Origin of the sequence: Nocardioides secundeburneus, from assembly GCF_039939255.1 — a bacterium.
In the GTDB taxonomy this organism is placed as follows: domain Bacteria; phylum Actinomycetota; class Actinomycetes; order Propionibacteriales; family Nocardioidaceae; genus Nocardioides.
On the sequence record NZ_JBDUUE010000001.1, the window covers coordinates 63545 to 77818 of the forward strand.

Genomic DNA, 14274 nt, shown 5'->3' on the forward strand with positions numbered 1-14274 from the left:
AGAGCCTCAGATCGGCGTGCGGTGGAAGTTCTGGTACGAGCGCGACGGCGTGGGGCCGCGCTGGCCCTGGTAGCGCGAGCCGTACTTCGACGAGCCGTAGGGGTGCTCGGACGGCGACGAGAGCCGGAAGAAGCAGAACTGGCCGATCTTCATGCCGGGGTAGAGCTTGATCGGCAGGGTGGCCACGTTGGCGAGCTCGAGCGTCACGTGCCCGGAGAAGCCGGGGTCGACGAAGCCGGCGGTCGCGTGGGTGAGCAGCCCGAGGCGACCGAGCGACGACTTGCCCTCGACGCGCGCGGCGATGTCGTCGGGCAGCGAGACGACCTCGTAGGTCGAGCCGAGCACGAACTCGCCGGGGTGCAGGATGAACGGCTCGTCGCCGTCGGGCTCGACCATGCGGGTCAGGTCGGACTGGTCGGCCGCGGGGTCGATGTGCGGGTACTTGTGGTTCTCGAAGACCCGGAAGAACCGGTCGAGGCGCACGTCGATCGACGACGGCTGGAGCATGCCCGGGTCCCAGGGCTCGAGGCCGACCCGGCCCGCGTCGATCTCGGCCAGGATGTCGCGGTCTGACAGCAGCACGTGGGCACCCTATCGACGTCGGCGCACCCGGTGGTGGGTGAGGCCACGGCCGTTCATGCCGCTAAGGGTGTGGGTCAGTCGCGTGGAACGGGATACCTCTATCCCATGTTGGACGCCTCCGTGGAGCGGCCGGTGCCGCTCGACCTCCCTGCCCTGCGCGAGGTCGACGACGTCCTCGCCGCGCACATCCGTCGCCACGGGCCCGTGCTCGAGGCGGTCGACGCCGAGCTCGCACCGCTGGTCGACGACGTCGCGCGCCTCGCCGACGGCGGCAAGCGGCTGCGGGCCGCGTTCTGCCTGTGGGGCGCCAGCGCGGCCGCCGGCGCCTCGCTCGACATCGGCCCGGCCGGTCCGCTCCCCGGGGCGGTCGAGGCCGCGGCCGCCCTCGAGATGTTCCACCTCGCCGCGCTCGTGCACGACGACGTGATGGACCGCTCCGAGACCCGCCGCGGCCTGCCGTCCATCCACCACGCCCACGCCCAGCGTCACCGCTCGAGCGGCTACCTGGGCGATGCCCGCACCTACGGCGACGGCGTCGCGGTGCTGGTGGGCGACCTGTGCCTCACCTGGTCCGACGACCTGCTCGCCCGCGCCCTGACCGAGGTCGACGGACGCCGCCGCACCGACGCCCGCGACGTCTGGGAGCAGATGCGCACCCAGGTGCTGGCCGGGCAGTACCTCGACCTGCTCCACCAGGCCCAGCACGACAGCCGACCCGAGGCGGTGGCCCAGGTGCTGCGCTACAAGAGCGCCAAGTACACCGTCGAGCACCCGCTGCTGCTCGGCGCGGCGCTGGGCGGGGCCACCGACGACGTCCGCGCGGGCCTGAGCGCGTTCGGCCTGCGAGTCGGCGAGGCGTTCCAGCTGCGCGACGACGTGCTCGGCCTGTTCGGCGACCCCCGCGCCACCGGCAAGGCGGTGCACGACGACGTCCGCGAGGGCAAGCGCACCCTGCTCGTCACCCACGCCGAGGCGGTGGCCGACGACGTCCAGCGCCAGACCCTGCGCCGTCACCTCGGCGACCCCGACGTCGACGTCGCCGGCCTGCACGCCGTCCAGGACGTCGTGCGCGCCACGGGAGCGCTCGACCACGTCGAGCGTCAGGTGGCCCGGCTGGTGGAGGAGGCCGCGACCGTGCTCGACGGCCTGCGCCTCGACCCGACCACGCACGCGGCGCTCGGCTCGCTCAGCGACGCGTGCGCCTGGCGAGCCGCGTGACGACCGGGCGGGGCCCGCGGGGCGGGTCGGGCTGCACCCCGTGACGCCCCCACCACACCCACCAGATCATCGTCTGCGTGACGAGAGCGAAGCCGAACAGGAAGTCCTCGACCGGCGCCGTGCCGATGCGCCAGCCGATGATGGCGTCGGGGCCGTAGTCGAAGACGCCCTGCGAGGTCAGCCACTCGTTGGTCACCAGCTGGAAGAACAACACGATGGCGTACGCCACCCAGTACGCGCGCCGCGTCAGCAGCCGGGTGCGCAGCACCCACAGGTCGAGCACGACGGTGACGACGACGCCGAGCAGCGAGGCCTCGGCGTGGGTCATGCCCCGGCCTCCGGCTCGTCGCCGACCGGCCAGCGCTTCACGCTGCGCACGGCCTCCAACGTCAGCAGCGAGGCCAGCGGCACCACCACGAAGAACAGCACCTCCTCCAGCGGCAGGCCGAGGACGTCGACCCCGACCGTGCGGGCGTCGTCGAACTCCCAGTGCCCGGCCCGGTGGGCGAGCAGGTCCCACCCGACGAAGGGCACCGCGACGCAGAGCACGGTGAGCGCGGTGCGCCGGGCGCGGGCGTACACCCGCGTCTGCAGCAGCACCTCGAGCGGCAGCGTGGCCACGAGCACGAACGCCAGCATCACCACGTACGTCCACGAGCCCACGCGATGACCGTAGCCGCCCTGACCCGAGAGGCCCGCGCCGTGGTGCGCGGCACCGGCGCGCGGCTGACGGGCCGCGACCTGTCGGCCGCGGCCGCGGGCCTCACCTACTTCTCGGCGCTGTCGCTGGTGCCCTGGTTGCTCCTCGCGCTCTGGACGACGTCCTGGTACCACGGCGACGACGGCGCCGAGCGGCGCTGGCTGGCCCTGCGGGTGCTGGTGCCGCCCGACATGGGCGCCCGTCCGGCGTACGACGCGCTGGTGCACGCCGGCACGCACCTCGGCGTCGTCGGCGCGCTCGTGGTGCTGTTCCCGGCCTCGTTCTACGGCGAGGGCCTGCGGCGGGCCGCACTGGCGGTCGCGCCGGCGCCCGACCGGTTCACCGGCTGGCGGGCCCGGCTGACGCTGATGCCGCTGGTCGTGCTGACGCCCCTGGTCGGCTGGGCGCTGCTCGAGAGCGCCGAGCTGCTGGTGCCGCTGTCGCCCGAGGGCGGCGGCGACGGCATCGGCGACCGCTTGCTGCGCATCGTGATCGGGTTCGTCGCCGCCTGGCTGGTGATCACGCCGATCCTGGCGTGGGTCTACGGCGCCGTGCTGCCCGAGCGGCCGCGCTGGTGGGTGGCGCTCGTCGGCGGGCTCGCGACGGCGTCGTTCGTGGCCGGCTTCCTGCACGGCTTCCAGCTCTTCCTGGCGATCCCGGTCGACGTCGGCATCCCCTACGGCGGCCTGGGATTCGTCGGCGGCGCGGTCGCCGTCGGCCTCTGGCTCTACGTGCTGCACACCGTGGTGCTGGTCGGCTGGGCGGTCACGCAGGCCCTCGAGTCGCGGGTGGCGGGCGAGCGATGAGCGTCGTCGAGCTGCACCTGTGGGGCGTCGACCGCGTGGCGCCGGCGCTGCTGCGCATGGCCACCGGACGCCGTCGCCTGCGCGGCACGCCCGGCCTCCGGTTCGCCAAGCTGCTCGGCACCGGAGCGGGGCGCACGTTCACGCCGTCCGACGCCGACCCGCACCGCTGGGGCCTCCTCACGGTCTGGGACGACGCCGCCTCGGCCGAGCGGGCCGGCCGGTCGGGCGTCGTCCGAGATTGGGACGACGAGGCGTCCGAGCGACTGCGGGTGACGATGTCGCCGCTGTCGTCGCGCGGTCGCTGGTCGGGTCGCGAGCCGTTCGGTGAGGACACCGCCGGTGGCGGGTGGAACGGCCCGGTCGCCGCGATCACCCGGGCCCGACTGCGGCCCACCCGGGCGCTGGGCTTCTGGCGCGCCGTCCCGCCGGTGGTCGGCGACCTGACCGAGGCACCCGGCCTGCGCCTCGCCCTGGGCATCGGCGAGGCGCCGGTGCTTCTGCAGGGCACGTTCTCGCTGTGGCAGAGCCCGCGGCACCTCGTCGACTTCGCCTACCGCAGCGACACCCACCGCGACGCCGTCGCCCGCACCGAGCCCGAGCGCTGGTACTCCGAGGAGCTCTTCGCGCGCCTCGCCGTCCACGACGTGACCGGCACCTTCCGAGGAGAGACCCCGTGAGCACCACCCACGCCCCGCCCGCCCCGGCCTCGGCGCCGTCGCGGCCCACCGCGGCCATCGTGCTCGCCGCCGCGGCCGTGCTGGTGCAGATGGTCTTCCCGTTCACCGACGGCGGCACGCTCGCGCTCACCGCCGCGAGCGTCGTCCTGCTGGCCGGAGCGGCGTTGGCCCACGCGCTCACGTCGTACGGCGCCCGCACGGCCGGCGCGCTGCTGCTCGTGGCGGGCGGCGGCGGCTGGGTGGCCGAGGTGGCCGGCGTGCACACCGGCGTCCCGTTCGGCGACTACTCCTACTCCGGCACGCTCGGCCTCGAGCTGGGCGGCGTGCCGGCGCTGGTGCCGCTGGCCTGGGTGATGATGGCGTGGCCGGCCCTGCACGTCGCACGGCTGGTCACCTCCGGCCGCGCGGCCTGGGTCACGGTCGCCGTCGGCGCGTGGGCCCTGACCGCCTGGGACGTCTTCCTCGACCCCCAGATGGTCGACGCCGGCCACTGGACCTGGGCGAACCCCCACCCGCACCTGCCCGGCGTCGACGGTATCCCGCTCACCAACTTCGCCGGATGGCTTGTCGTTTCGATGTTGATGATGGCCGTGCTGCACGCCCTGGTGCCTCGGGGACCGGTGCCGGCGCTGCCGGTCGCGGTCTACCTGTGGACCTACTTCTCCTCCGTGCTGGCCCACGCGGTCTTCTTCGGCCGGCCGCCGGTGGCCCTGGTCGGCGCGGTGGTGATGGGCGTCGTCGCGGTGCCGGCCGCCGTGCGCTGGGCGCGAGCGCGATGACCGGTCGCGCCACGCTGGTCGGCACCGGCCTCGCGCTCGCGTCGCTGGCGCTCACCGTCGACAACCTGCGGCGCCTACGGGTGCCCGACGCAGCGGCCGTCCCCACCGTCGAGTCGCTGGCCGTGCTGCTGCCCGTGCGCGACGAGGCGGCCGTCGTCGAGCGGTGCGTGCGCTCGCTCGTGGCCGCTGCCTCGCGGTGGCCCGGCCCCGTGCGGGTGCTCGTGCTCGACGACGGCTCGACCGACGGCACGTCCGAGATCCTCGATGCGCTGGCGAGCGAGCACGCGGTGGTCACCGTGCTCTCCGGTTCGCCGACGCCGTCGGGCTGGTTGGGCAAGCCGTGGGCCTGCCACCACCTCGCCGCGGCGGCCGGGGGCGCATCGTGCCTGGTCTTCGTCGACGCCGACGTGGTGCTCGCCGAGGCCGCGCTGACGTCGTCCGTGGCCCTGTTGCGCGACGCCGGGCTCGGCCTGGTCTGCCCCTACCCGCGCCAGGTGGCCGGCGGCGCGGCCGAGCGGCTGGTGCAGCCGCTGTTGCAGTGGTCGTGGCTCAGCACCCTGCCGCTCGGGCTCGCCGAGAGCTCGCCGCGTCCGTCGCTCGCCGCCGCCAACGGCCAGCTGCTCGTGGTCGACGCGGCGGTCTACGCGCGCGCCGGCGGGCACGCCGCCGTCCGGGGCGAGGTGCTGGAGGACATGGCGCTGCTGCGCGCCGTCAAGGGCGCCGGCGGTCGCGGCGTCGTCGCCGACGGCACCGACGTCGCCACCTGCCGCATGTACGACGGGTGGCCAGCACTGCGCGACGGCTACACGAAGTCGCTGTGGTCGGCGTTCGGGTCGCCCGTGGGCGCGGCGGGTGCGTCGTCGCTGCTGGTGCTCGCCCACGTCGTGCCCGCCGTCGCCGCGCTGCGCGGTTCGCGGGTCGGCGCGGTGGGCTACCTGGCGAGCGTGGCGTCGCGGCTGCTGGTCGCGCGGCGGGTGGGCGGGCGCGTCGTCCCGGACTGCTGGGCGCACCCGGCGTCCGTGCTCACCCTGGTCGGCCTCACCGCCGACTCGTTCGCCCGCCGCCGCCGCGGCGCGCTGCGGTGGAAAGGCCGGGCCGTGGAGGTGGCGCGATGAGTCGCGTCGTCGTGGTCGGCGCCGGGCTGGGCGGGCTCGCGACCGCGGCCCGCCTCGCGGCCGCCGGTCACGAGGTCACGGTGCTGGAACAGGCTTCGCAGGTGGGCGGCAAGCTCGGCGTCGAGGTGGTCGACGGCTACACCTTCGACACCGGTCCGTCGCTGGTCACGATGCCGCACCTGCTCGAACAGCTCTGGTCCTCCACCGGCGGGCGGCTCGCCGACGACCTCACCCTGCAGCGCCTCGAGGTCGCCTGCCACTACCGCTTCCCCGACGGCACCCGCCTCGACCTGCCCGGCCGGGCGGACGCCGTCCCCGGGGCCTTGGACGACGCCCTCGGGCCCGGCCGCGGTGAGCAGTGGGCGGCGCTGATGCGGCGCGCCGAGCGCATCTGGGACGTCACCCGCGAGCCGTTCCTCGAGTCGCCGATCACCGTGCGCGACATGGCCCGCCTCTCGCGCCGCCTCGACCACGTCGCCGCCGTCGCGCCGTGGCGCTCGATGCGCGGCCTCGGCGCGACCTACCTCGACGACCCGCGGCTGCGCCTGCTCCTCGACCGCTACGCCACCTACACCGGCTCCGACCCGCGCCGCGCGCCGGCCGCGCTGCTCACGGTGCCGTACGTCGAGCAGGCCTTCGGCTCCTGGTACGTCGCCGGCGGCCTCGGCCGCATCGCCGCGGCGCTGCTCGCACGCGTGCGGTCGCTCGGCGTCGAGGTCGTGCTCGGCGCCGAGGTCGTGCGCATCGACCAGGCCGCGGGGCGCGCGAGCGGGGTGACGCTGCGCGACGGCACCCGCCTCGCCGCCGACGTCGTGGTGGCCAACGCCGACGCCGCCACGGTCTACGGCTCCCTCGTCTCCGGCCCCGGCGCCCGCCGCGCGGCCCGCCGCATCCGCCGGACGACGCCCTCCCTCGCCGGCTTCGTCCTCCTGCTCGCCCTCGACCCCGCCCCGCCAGGAGCGCCCCACCACAGCGTGCTGTTCCCCGACGACTACGACGCCGAGTTCGACGCCGTCTTCGGGGGCCGACCGGTCGAGTCGCCGACGATCTACGTCAGCGCCCCGCCCGACCCCGCCGTCGTCCCGCACCCCGGCGCGGGCGCCTGGTTCGTGCTCGTCAACGCGCCCCGCCACGACCCCGCCGCCGGCATGAACTGGGACTCCCCCGGCCTCGCCGACCGCTACGCCGACCAGGTGCTCGCCGTCATGGCCGAGCGCGGCCTCGACGTCCGCGACCGCATCCGCCACCGCACCGTCCTCACCCCCGCCGACCTCGCCCGCCGCACCCTCACCCCCGGCGGTTCGATCTACGGGACGTCGTCCAACGGGGCGCGTGCGGCGTTCCAGCGGCCTTCGAACGCTTCTTCGCTACCGGGGCTGTACCTCGTCGGGGGCTCGTCGCACCCGGGTGGGGGCTTGCCGCTCGTCGTGCTGTCGTCGCGGATCGTGGCGGGGTTGGTCGAGGCGCACTCGGCTCGCTGAGCCCGTTCAGGCGGGGCAAACCGCCGCCTTTGCCGCGCGCCGGCCCGCATCAACGCTCACGCCGGCACTGTCGCGATCAAGGGACGCGGGGACATTCGTCGATCTAGGGTGAGCGACCTACAACCGCCAGCCCACCTCGGGAGCACCATGATCGACTTCAACAACAGCACGATCGTCAAGCTGAACCCGTCGCAGGCCGAGCCCGATGTGCTGGCGATGCTCATCCAGGGCGAGGAGCTCTACCGCAGCTTCAAGGGCATCCGGGACTCGGTGCACTTCACCAGCAGGCGGATCATCGCGGTCAACGTGCAGGGCCTCACCGGCAAGAAGACGGACTACTCGTCGCTGCCGTACTCGAAGATCCAGGCGTGGTCGGTCGAGACGGCGGGGCGGTTCGACCGCGACTGCGAGCTCGAGCTGTGGTTCAGCGGTCTCGGCAAGGTGCGGCTCGAGTTCGCCGGATCCGTCGACATCAAGGTCCTCGGCCAGATCATCGGCGACCACGTCCTCTGACGAGCAGAGGCGTCAGGACGACCGAGAGTCGTCCAACACGTCCCGCCACGAGTGCTGCGGCTCGTACCCGAGCAGCTCGCGCGCCTTCTCGATCGAGTAGAACGTCTCGTCAGGACCCATCGCGCGACGCACCTCGACGCCGTCGTAGAACCGCTCGATGATCTCCGACGTCGTCGCCGCGACCGACAGGTCGGCGTTGGCGACGTTGAAGATCTCGAAGCCGAGTCCGTCGGTCTCGAGGCAGCGCAGGGTCATCTGGGCGAGGTCGCGGGTGTCGATGTAGGCGAACAGGTTGCGGCGGCGCAGCGACGGGTCCTCGAGGAACGCGGGGAAGAGCTCGGCGTACTCGTGGGGCTCGATCACGTTGTTGATGCGCAGGCCGTAGATGTCGGCGCCGGTGCGGGCGTGGAACGAGCGGGCGGTCACCTCACCGGCGACCTTCGACATCGCGTAGGAGTCCTCGGGCACGACGGGGTGCTCCTCGTCGACCGGCACGTAGAGCGGCTTGCGGTCGCCCTGGCCGAAGCAGACGCCGTACGTCGTCTCCGACGACGCGAACACGATCTTGCGAACGCCGAGGCGCGCGGCGGCCTCGAGCACGTTGTAGTGGGCCAGGATGTTCGTCGCGAAGGTCGCGTTGTCGGTCGAGGCCAGCGGGCGCGGGATGGCGGCGAAGTGCACGACGGCGTCGTAGGCCGACCCGCGGGTCAGGTCGAGGCCCGGGTCGTCGAAGTCGGCCTGGGTCGGGACGGCGGCCAGGGCCGAGTAGGTCTCGCCGGCGTCGGTCAGGTCGACGCGCAGGTCGGTGACGTCGGGGTGGCCGAGCGGGGTGAGGTCGGCGTTGGTGACCTGGTGGCCCTGCGAGGCGAGGTAGGGCGCGACGTGGTGGCCGGCCTTGCCGCTGCCGCCGGTGAAGAAGATCCGCATGAGCCCCAGCCAACCAGGCGGCGTCCCACCCCTCGGGGGCCTACTGGCCACTGACGTCCCGGATTCTGGGGACGCGCTGCGGCGTCCGGCGCCCTAGCGTCGGGCCATGCCCCGCACCCGATCGTCCCTGGTCCTGGCCACGGCGGCCCTTGCCGCAGGCACCGTCGTCGGCGTCGACGTCCCGTCGCACGCGGCCGCCGCACCACCGGTGCGCAACGGCGACCTGGTGTTCGTCTCGCACGTCTACACCGTGTCGTCGCAGGCCCCGGGCGCCGGGTCGTACGTCGACCTCGCCGACGGCGCGACGCCCGAGTACTCGCCCGACGGCCGGCGGCTGGCCTACCTGCGCGACGGGCTCTGGGTGCAGGACCTCGCCACCCGCACCGACCGCCTCGTCAGCGACGTCGACGGCAACGGGCTGGCCTGGTCGCCCGACGGGTCCCGGATCGTGGTGGCACACGACGACGCGCTCGACGAGGTCACCGTTGCCGACGGCGCCGTGCGACGGGTGCACACCGAGGCCGGCGGCACGGTGAAGGAGCCGGCGTGGTCGCCGGACGGCACCCGGATCGCGTTCAGCACCGGCGCGGCGATCAAGCTCGTGCGACCCGACGGCACCGGTCTGCGTCACCTCACCCGGACCGGGTCGATCAACGCCGACCCCGACTGGTCGCCCGACTCGCGGACGATCGCCTTCGTCACCGACCGCTACACCAGCGAGGGCCGGGTGCGCGCCGAGCTGGTCACGCTGCCGCGCAGCGGCCAGGGCGAGCCGGTGCGAGTCAGCCACCGCGCCTACCCGCAAGGCATCTTCCTCATCGACGTCGCCTGGTCGCCCGACGGCCGCAAGATCGCCGTGCTGCAGTTCAACCGCAACGCCCTGCCCGACGAGCAGGACACCGACGAGCGGTTCAAGGTGCGGGCCTACCTGCCCGACGGGTCGCACAGCTACTCGTTGACCGGACCGATCGCCGGCGACGACGGGCTCGAGGGGCTCGACTGGGCGCCCCGGCTCTCCTGACCGCGCAACCGCTGCCGGACGGCGACCAGCAGCTGGACGAACCCAGCGAACGCCAACGCCACGCCCACGCCCAGCGCACCGGTGGCGATCGCGGCGCCGTCGACGTCGGACAGCACCCCGACCCCGGCCTCGCGGGCGCACCACTCGAGGCCGGCCAGCCCGGTGCCGAACGAGGCTACGATCACCCGTGACGGCCGCTCCCACACCGTGATCGCGCCCGGACCGGCCATGCCGGCGGCCTGGGCGGTGGCGCGCACCGACTCGTGCAGCAGCGTCAGCGTGCCGACGACGACACCGAGCCACCACGGACCGCCGAGGACGACGAGGGTGAGCACCAGCAGCAGGTCGGCGCAGCGGTCGGCGAGCGGGTCGAGCACCCGGCCCCAGGGCGACGCCGTGCCAGTGCGGGCCGCGACGGCGCCGTCGACGCCGTCCAGGACGACGCCGACCAGCAGCAGCACCAGCGCGAGCAGCGGCCACGCCGCGCCCAGGACGGCGACGAGCGGCACCACGGCGGTGACCAGCAGTCCCAGCAACGTCACCACATTCGGGTGCACGCGACGTCTGACAAATGGCCCCGCCGCAAGGTGCGAGAGCCGCACCCACCCGGAGATCCACACCGACGACGCCGGGTCGACGCCGTCGTGCAACCTCGCCCAGTGGGCGTGCGCCTCGTCGCGCCGGCTCACCCGACGCGGGTCGGGTCGGCCGCGGGCGGCGACACTGAGCCGGCCGCCGGCTCGGGCGACGGCCCCGTCGACCGGTCACCCCGCAACCGCTTGAGCACCAGCTCGGCGCTGATCAGGCACATCGGCAGGCCGATGCCCGGCACGGTGCTGTAGCCGGCGTAGTAGAGGCCGTCGACCTTGGCAGAGGTGTTGCCGGCGCGGAAGAACGCGCTCTGCTTGAGCACGTGCGCCGGGCCGAGCGCGCCGCCCGACCACGAGTTGAGGTCGTCGGCGAAGTCGCCCGGCCCCACCGTGCGCCGGACGACGACCCGCGCGGCCAGGTCGGGCACCCCGGCCCAGTCGGCCACCAGGGCGATCGCGCGGTCGGCCGCCTCCTCGACGACGTCCGAGCCCGCACCGTCGACGCCGCCGCGGCCGATCGTGGTGTCCGGCGGCACCGGCACCAGGATGAACAGGTTCTCGTGCCCCTCGGGCGCGACCGAGGGGTCGGTCGCCGAGGGGCGGCACACGTAGATCGAGGCCGGGTCGGGCACCCGGGTGGGCTGCTCGAAGATGGCGTCGAAGTTGGTCTTCCAGTCCTCGGTGAAGAACAGCGAGTGGTGCGCCAGCGACGGCAGCGAGCCCTCGACGCCGAGGTGCACCAGCACCGCACCCGGCCCCGAGACCGCCTTCTCCCACCAGGATGCCGGGTAGGTCTGCGCCTCGCGCGGCAGCAACCGGGTCTCCACGTGGTGCAGGTCGGCCGCCCCGACCACGACGTCGGCCGGGGCGGTACGGCGTCCGGTCGCGTCGTCGTAGGTCACCCCGGTCACCCGGGGGCGCGTGCCGCGACGCCGTCGTCCCGAGCCGCCGGGCTCGAGCTCGATGGCGGTCGCGGTCGCCCCGGTGCGCACCGTGACGCCGGCCTCGACGGCGAGGGCCGCCATGGCCTCGACGAGGCGGGCGAAGCCGCCCATCGGGTAGTGGACGCCGTCGGCGAGGTCGAGGTGACTCATCAGGTGGTACATCGCCGGAGTGCGCCCGGGCGAGGAGCCGAGGAACACCGCCGGGTAGCCCAGCACCTGCCGCAGCCGCCGGTCGGTGAAGCGGGCAGCGACGAACGACTCGAGCGAGCGGCTCAGCAGGCCGGCCAGGCGTCGTCCGTTGAGCAGCACGCGGCGTCCGGCGTAGGCGGCGACCGAGTCGAAGCTGGTGTAGAGGAACCGGTCGACGGCGAGGTCGTGCACCTCGCGGGCCGAGTCGAGGTAGGCGTCGAGCGCCTCGCCCGCGCCGGGCTCGACCGCCTCGAACGTGCGGCGGTTGGCCTCGGCGCCCGGCAGCACGTCGAGCGGGTCGTCGTGGCCCTCGAAGAACACCCGGTAGCCGGGGTCGAGCGTCACGAGCTCGAGCTGCTCGGCCGTGCTGGTGCCGAGCATGCGGAAGAAGTGGTCGAACACCTCGGGCATGAGCCACCACGAGGGTCCGGTGTCGAAGCGGAAGCCGTCGGCCTCCCACAGCCCGGCGCGACCACCGAGCTCGTCGCGCTGCTCGAGCAGCTCGACGTCGTGGCCGTCGCGGGCCAGCAGCGCCGCCGTGGCCAGGCCCGACACGCCGCCACCGATGACGACGACGCGGCTCACGAGGCGCTCCGCTCGACGGCGCGCGGCCGGCCGCGACGCAGGTAGGCGCCGGTCACGAGGCGGGCCTTGACCGGCCCGGGCACGCGGACGCGGCGCCGTCGCAGCTCCTCGGCGGGCGTGGAGCGCAGCCGGGCGCTGAGCTCGGCGAACAGGTCGTGGGCCGCGCACACGGCCACCCGGCTGCCGAGCGGCAGCAGCCCGATCACCGCGGCGGCCGCCGCGAGGTCGGCGTCGACGTCGTCGAGCAGCCTGTCGCGCTGCTCGTCGGTGAGCCGGGCGGCGACGATGCCCGGGAAGTAGCTGCGGCCGAGCAGGGCGTCGTCCTCGGCCAGGTCGCGCAGGAAGTTCACCTTCTGGAAACCCGCCCCGAGCCGGCGGGCGCCGTCGACGCACGCCTCCTGGAGGGCGACGGCGTCGGGCTCATCGACCAGGAAGGCCCGCAGGCACATCAGGCCGACGACCTCGGCCGAGCCGTAGACGTAGGCGGCGAAGCTCTCGTGGTCGTGCTCGACCGGCTCGAGGTCGCGGTGCATCGAGTCGAAGAACGGGGTGACGAGGTCGGCGCCGATGCCGCACGTGGCGGCCGTGCGCGCGAAGGCGTGCACGACGAGGTTGCTGCTGTGCCCGGCGTCGATCGCCGCCAGGGTCTCCTCGCGCAGGGTGTCGAGCTGGACGGCGCGCTCGAGCGCGGTCTGGCCCGGTCGCGGTGCGTCGACGATCTCGTCGGCGACCCGCACCAGGGCGTAGATGTTGCGCACGTGCGCGCGCACCGGCGGCGCCAGCAGTCGCGACGCCGCGCCGAACGACGACGAGTACGCGCCGATGACCATGGCCGCACTGGCCTCGGCCACCTCGTCGTAGCTCTCGTGCGGCGCCGGTCCGTGATGCCGGGTGGCCACCCGGAAGAGTCCAGCCATGTCGTCCCCCCTCGTGGTGGCAGTGTCGACGCCGTGGTCCGCTCCCGGGCTCACCCCGTCGGCAACGCACGCCTCGACAGGCCGGTACCCCGCAGCTCCTCCTGCAACGGCCCGTCCGGCAGCTGGGTCAGCGGTGCTCGGTGCGCTCCATGACGTCGGCCAGCTCGACGAGCGCCCCGACGACCTCCCGGGCCCGCTCCTCCCCGAGCTCGGCGACGAGCCGCTCGGCGGCCGCGCGGTGCGCCGGGTCGATGCGTCGGACGGCGGCGAGCCCGGCGTCGGTGACGACGACGAGCTTGGCGCGGGCATGCGCGGGGTTGTCGGCGTACGTCGCCAGACCGCGGTCGACGAGCAGGTCGGCGATCCGCTGGACGCTCTGACGCGTCAACCCCATGGCCCGCGCGATGCCGCTCACCGGCAACGGTTCGTGCAGCACGGCGCCGAGCACCTGCCACCACGCCGCCGTGAGCCCGACCGGCTTGGCGAGCTCGTCGGCGAGCGCGAGGAAGCGGCCGTTGAGGCGGAAGGACGTCAGGGCGGCCGTGGCGAGCAGCTCCTGGTCGGGGGTCACGCCGACGTCAGCTCGAAGAAACCGGCCGGGTCGCGGTCGGCGTAGAGCTTGGTCCACGACTCGAGCACCGACGGGTCGTGCGTGCCGAGCCGCGCGAACACGGCGCGCGCTAAGTGCACCGGCGCGACGCCGCTGGCGGTGACGAGGTCGCCGTCGACGACCGCAGGCTCGGCCCGGTAGCGCTCGCCGCCGGCGTAGCCCGACGACGCCAGGTAGCCGGGGTCGTTGCTGGTGTGGTCGCGCTCGTCGAGCAGCCCGGCCACGGCGAGCGCCCACGTGGCGCCGCAGACGGCGGCCACGGGCGTGCCGGCGTCGAGCCACCGGGCGGCAGCGTCGACGAACGGGGCGAGCTCGCCGGAGTGCCAGGTCTCGCCCCCGGGCAGCACCAGCATCGCGCTGTCGGCCGGCTCGAGGTCGGCCAGCGCGAGGTCGGGGACGACGGTCAACCCACCCATGGTGGTGACGGGGTCGCGCGTGAGGCCGACGGTGGCGATGGTGAACGAGCCGGGCGCGACCTGGTGCGCACCGTTGCGGAGGTGGGCGGTCAGGTGTCCGATCTCCCAGTCGGCCAGGGTGTCGAACACGGCGACGTGGACGGTGTGCACGGTGCGAAGAGATATGACAGCAAACTGTCATGATTGACAGCTGCTGTCAATGGG

17 protein-coding genes are annotated in these 14274 nt (G+C 74.1%); 8 read left to right on the top strand and 9 right to left on the bottom strand.

The window, feature by feature from the left end; all coding sequences use genetic code 11:
- Window positions 1-6: 6 nt before the first annotated feature.
- Window positions 7-582, bottom strand: coding sequence for a dCTP deaminase (dcd, locus tag ABFT23_RS00285; protein ID WP_347891721.1), 576 nt, complete (start codon window positions 580-582; stop codon window positions 7-9).
- Between the two features lie 105 nt (window positions 583-687).
- Here dcd and ABFT23_RS00290 point away from each other — a divergent pair, with 105 nt between their 5' ends.
- Window positions 688-1800 (top strand): polyprenyl synthetase family protein, encoded by a 1113-nt coding sequence (locus tag ABFT23_RS00290; protein WP_347891723.1) that lies wholly within the window; start codon window positions 688-690, stop codon window positions 1798-1800.
- On the opposite strand, the gene ABFT23_RS00295 is transcribed toward ABFT23_RS00290, so the two are convergent.
- Both ABFT23_RS00295 and ABFT23_RS00300 read right to left on the bottom strand, forming a co-directional pair.
- Window positions 1769-2128 carry a lycopene cyclase domain-containing protein gene (locus ABFT23_RS00295; RefSeq protein ID WP_347891724.1) on the bottom strand — a complete coding sequence of 120 codons (360 nt, stop codon included), beginning with the start codon at window positions 2126-2128 and terminating at the stop codon, window positions 1769-1771. The genes ABFT23_RS00290 and ABFT23_RS00295 overlap by 32 nt on opposite strands.
- The gene (locus tag ABFT23_RS00300) at window positions 2125-2463 is read right to left on the bottom strand and encodes a lycopene cyclase domain-containing protein (protein ID WP_347891726.1); all 339 of its coding nucleotides are present in this window, start codon (window positions 2461-2463) and stop codon (window positions 2125-2127) included. The genes ABFT23_RS00295 and ABFT23_RS00300 overlap by 4 nt, the downstream gene beginning before the upstream one ends.
- A 3-nt stretch (window positions 2464-2466) precedes the next feature.
- Here ABFT23_RS00300 and ABFT23_RS00305 point away from each other — a divergent pair, with 3 nt between their 5' ends.
- The 6 genes from ABFT23_RS00305 (at window position 2467) to ABFT23_RS00330 (ending at window position 7871) form a co-directional block, all read left to right on the top strand.
- Window positions 2467-3306 (top strand): YihY/virulence factor BrkB family protein, encoded by an 840-nt coding sequence (locus ABFT23_RS00305; RefSeq protein WP_347891727.1) that lies wholly within the window; start codon window positions 2467-2469, stop codon window positions 3304-3306.
- Window positions 3303-3983, top strand: a complete 681-nt coding sequence (locus ABFT23_RS00310) for a hypothetical protein (RefSeq protein WP_347891728.1) — start codon at window positions 3303-3305, stop codon at window positions 3981-3983. Before ABFT23_RS00305 ends, ABFT23_RS00310 begins: the two co-directional genes overlap by 4 nt.
- On the top strand, window positions 3980-4762 hold the full coding sequence (locus ABFT23_RS00315) for a carotenoid biosynthesis protein (protein WP_347891729.1): 783 nt from the start codon (window positions 3980-3982) through the stop codon (window positions 4760-4762). The genes ABFT23_RS00310 and ABFT23_RS00315 overlap by 4 nt, the downstream gene beginning before the upstream one ends.
- Window positions 4759-5877 (top strand): glycosyltransferase, encoded by a 1119-nt coding sequence (locus tag ABFT23_RS00320; protein WP_347891730.1) that lies wholly within the window; start codon window positions 4759-4761, stop codon window positions 5875-5877. The genes ABFT23_RS00315 and ABFT23_RS00320 overlap by 4 nt, the downstream gene beginning before the upstream one ends.
- Entirely contained in the window at window positions 5874-7358 is a 1485-nt protein-coding gene (locus ABFT23_RS00325) for a phytoene desaturase family protein (RefSeq protein WP_347891731.1), read from the top strand. Before ABFT23_RS00320 ends, ABFT23_RS00325 begins: the two co-directional genes overlap by 4 nt.
- A 147-nt stretch (window positions 7359-7505) precedes the next feature.
- The gene (locus tag ABFT23_RS00330) at window positions 7506-7871 is read left to right on the top strand and encodes a PH domain-containing protein (protein ID WP_347891732.1); all 366 of its coding nucleotides are present in this window, start codon (window positions 7506-7508) and stop codon (window positions 7869-7871) included.
- 12 nt (window positions 7872-7883) lie between these two features.
- Here ABFT23_RS00330 and ABFT23_RS00335 read toward each other — a convergent pair whose 3' ends face one another.
- A complete protein-coding gene (locus ABFT23_RS00335) occupies window positions 7884-8798 on the bottom strand; it encodes an NAD-dependent epimerase/dehydratase family protein (RefSeq protein ID WP_347891734.1) in 915 nt (304 codons plus the stop codon).
- A gap of 106 nt (window positions 8799-8904) precedes the next feature.
- Between ABFT23_RS00335 and ABFT23_RS00340 the strand changes: the two genes are divergently transcribed.
- Window positions 8905-9819, top strand: a complete 915-nt coding sequence (locus ABFT23_RS00340) for a hypothetical protein (RefSeq protein WP_347891736.1) — start codon at window positions 8905-8907, stop codon at window positions 9817-9819.
- Here ABFT23_RS00340 and ABFT23_RS00345 read toward each other — a convergent pair.
- From ABFT23_RS00345 to ABFT23_RS00365, 5 genes are all read right to left on the bottom strand, one after another.
- A complete protein-coding gene (locus ABFT23_RS00345) occupies window positions 9747-10361 on the bottom strand; it encodes a CDP-alcohol phosphatidyltransferase family protein (RefSeq protein ID WP_347891737.1) in 615 nt (204 codons plus the stop codon). The genes ABFT23_RS00340 and ABFT23_RS00345 overlap by 73 nt on opposite strands.
- Window positions 10362-10504: 143 nt before the next feature.
- A complete protein-coding gene (crtI, locus tag ABFT23_RS00350) occupies window positions 10505-12127 on the bottom strand; it encodes a phytoene desaturase family protein (protein WP_347891739.1) in 1623 nt (540 codons plus the stop codon).
- A complete protein-coding gene (locus tag ABFT23_RS00355; RefSeq protein ID WP_347891740.1) occupies window positions 12124-13044 on the bottom strand; it encodes a phytoene/squalene synthase family protein in 921 nt (306 codons plus the stop codon). Before ABFT23_RS00355 ends, crtI begins: the two co-directional genes overlap by 4 nt.
- A 127-nt stretch (window positions 13045-13171) precedes the next feature.
- Window positions 13172-13615 (bottom strand): MarR family winged helix-turn-helix transcriptional regulator, encoded by a 444-nt coding sequence (locus ABFT23_RS00360; RefSeq protein ID WP_347891741.1) that lies wholly within the window; start codon window positions 13613-13615, stop codon window positions 13172-13174.
- Entirely contained in the window at window positions 13612-14220 is a 609-nt protein-coding gene (locus ABFT23_RS00365) for a DJ-1/PfpI family protein (protein WP_347891742.1), read from the bottom strand. Before ABFT23_RS00365 ends, ABFT23_RS00360 begins: the two co-directional genes overlap by 4 nt.
- Between the last annotated feature and the right edge of the window lie 54 nt (window positions 14221-14274).

What these genes read in the sequence shown, in the direction of transcription:
- ABFT23_RS00290 (WP_347891723.1), top strand. Translation starts at nt 688, where the DNA reads ATGTTGGACGCCTCCGTGGAGCGGCCGGTGCCGCTCGACCTCCCTGCC.
- ABFT23_RS00295 (WP_347891724.1), bottom strand. Translation starts at nt 2,128, where the DNA reads ATGACCCACGCCGAGGCCTCGCTGCTCGGCGTCGTCGTCACCGTCGTG.
- ABFT23_RS00305 (WP_347891727.1), top strand. Translation starts at nt 2,467, where the DNA reads ATGACCGTAGCCGCCCTGACCCGAGAGGCCCGCGCCGTGGTGCGCGGC.
- ABFT23_RS00310 (WP_347891728.1), top strand. Translation starts at nt 3,303, where the DNA reads ATGAGCGTCGTCGAGCTGCACCTGTGGGGCGTCGACCGCGTGGCGCCG.
- ABFT23_RS00320 (WP_347891730.1), top strand. Translation starts at nt 4,759, where the DNA reads ATGACCGGTCGCGCCACGCTGGTCGGCACCGGCCTCGCGCTCGCGTCG.
- ABFT23_RS00325 (WP_347891731.1), top strand. Translation starts at nt 5,874, where the DNA reads ATGAGTCGCGTCGTCGTGGTCGGCGCCGGGCTGGGCGGGCTCGCGACC.
- ABFT23_RS00330 (WP_347891732.1), top strand. Translation starts at nt 7,506, where the DNA reads ATGATCGACTTCAACAACAGCACGATCGTCAAGCTGAACCCGTCGCAG.
- ABFT23_RS00335 (WP_347891734.1), bottom strand. Translation starts at nt 8,798, where the DNA reads ATGCGGATCTTCTTCACCGGCGGCAGCGGCAAGGCCGGCCACCACGTC.
- ABFT23_RS00340 (WP_347891736.1), top strand. Translation starts at nt 8,905, where the DNA reads ATGCCCCGCACCCGATCGTCCCTGGTCCTGGCCACGGCGGCCCTTGCC.
- ABFT23_RS00355 (WP_347891740.1), bottom strand. Translation starts at nt 13,044, where the DNA reads ATGGCTGGACTCTTCCGGGTGGCCACCCGGCATCACGGACCGGCGCCG.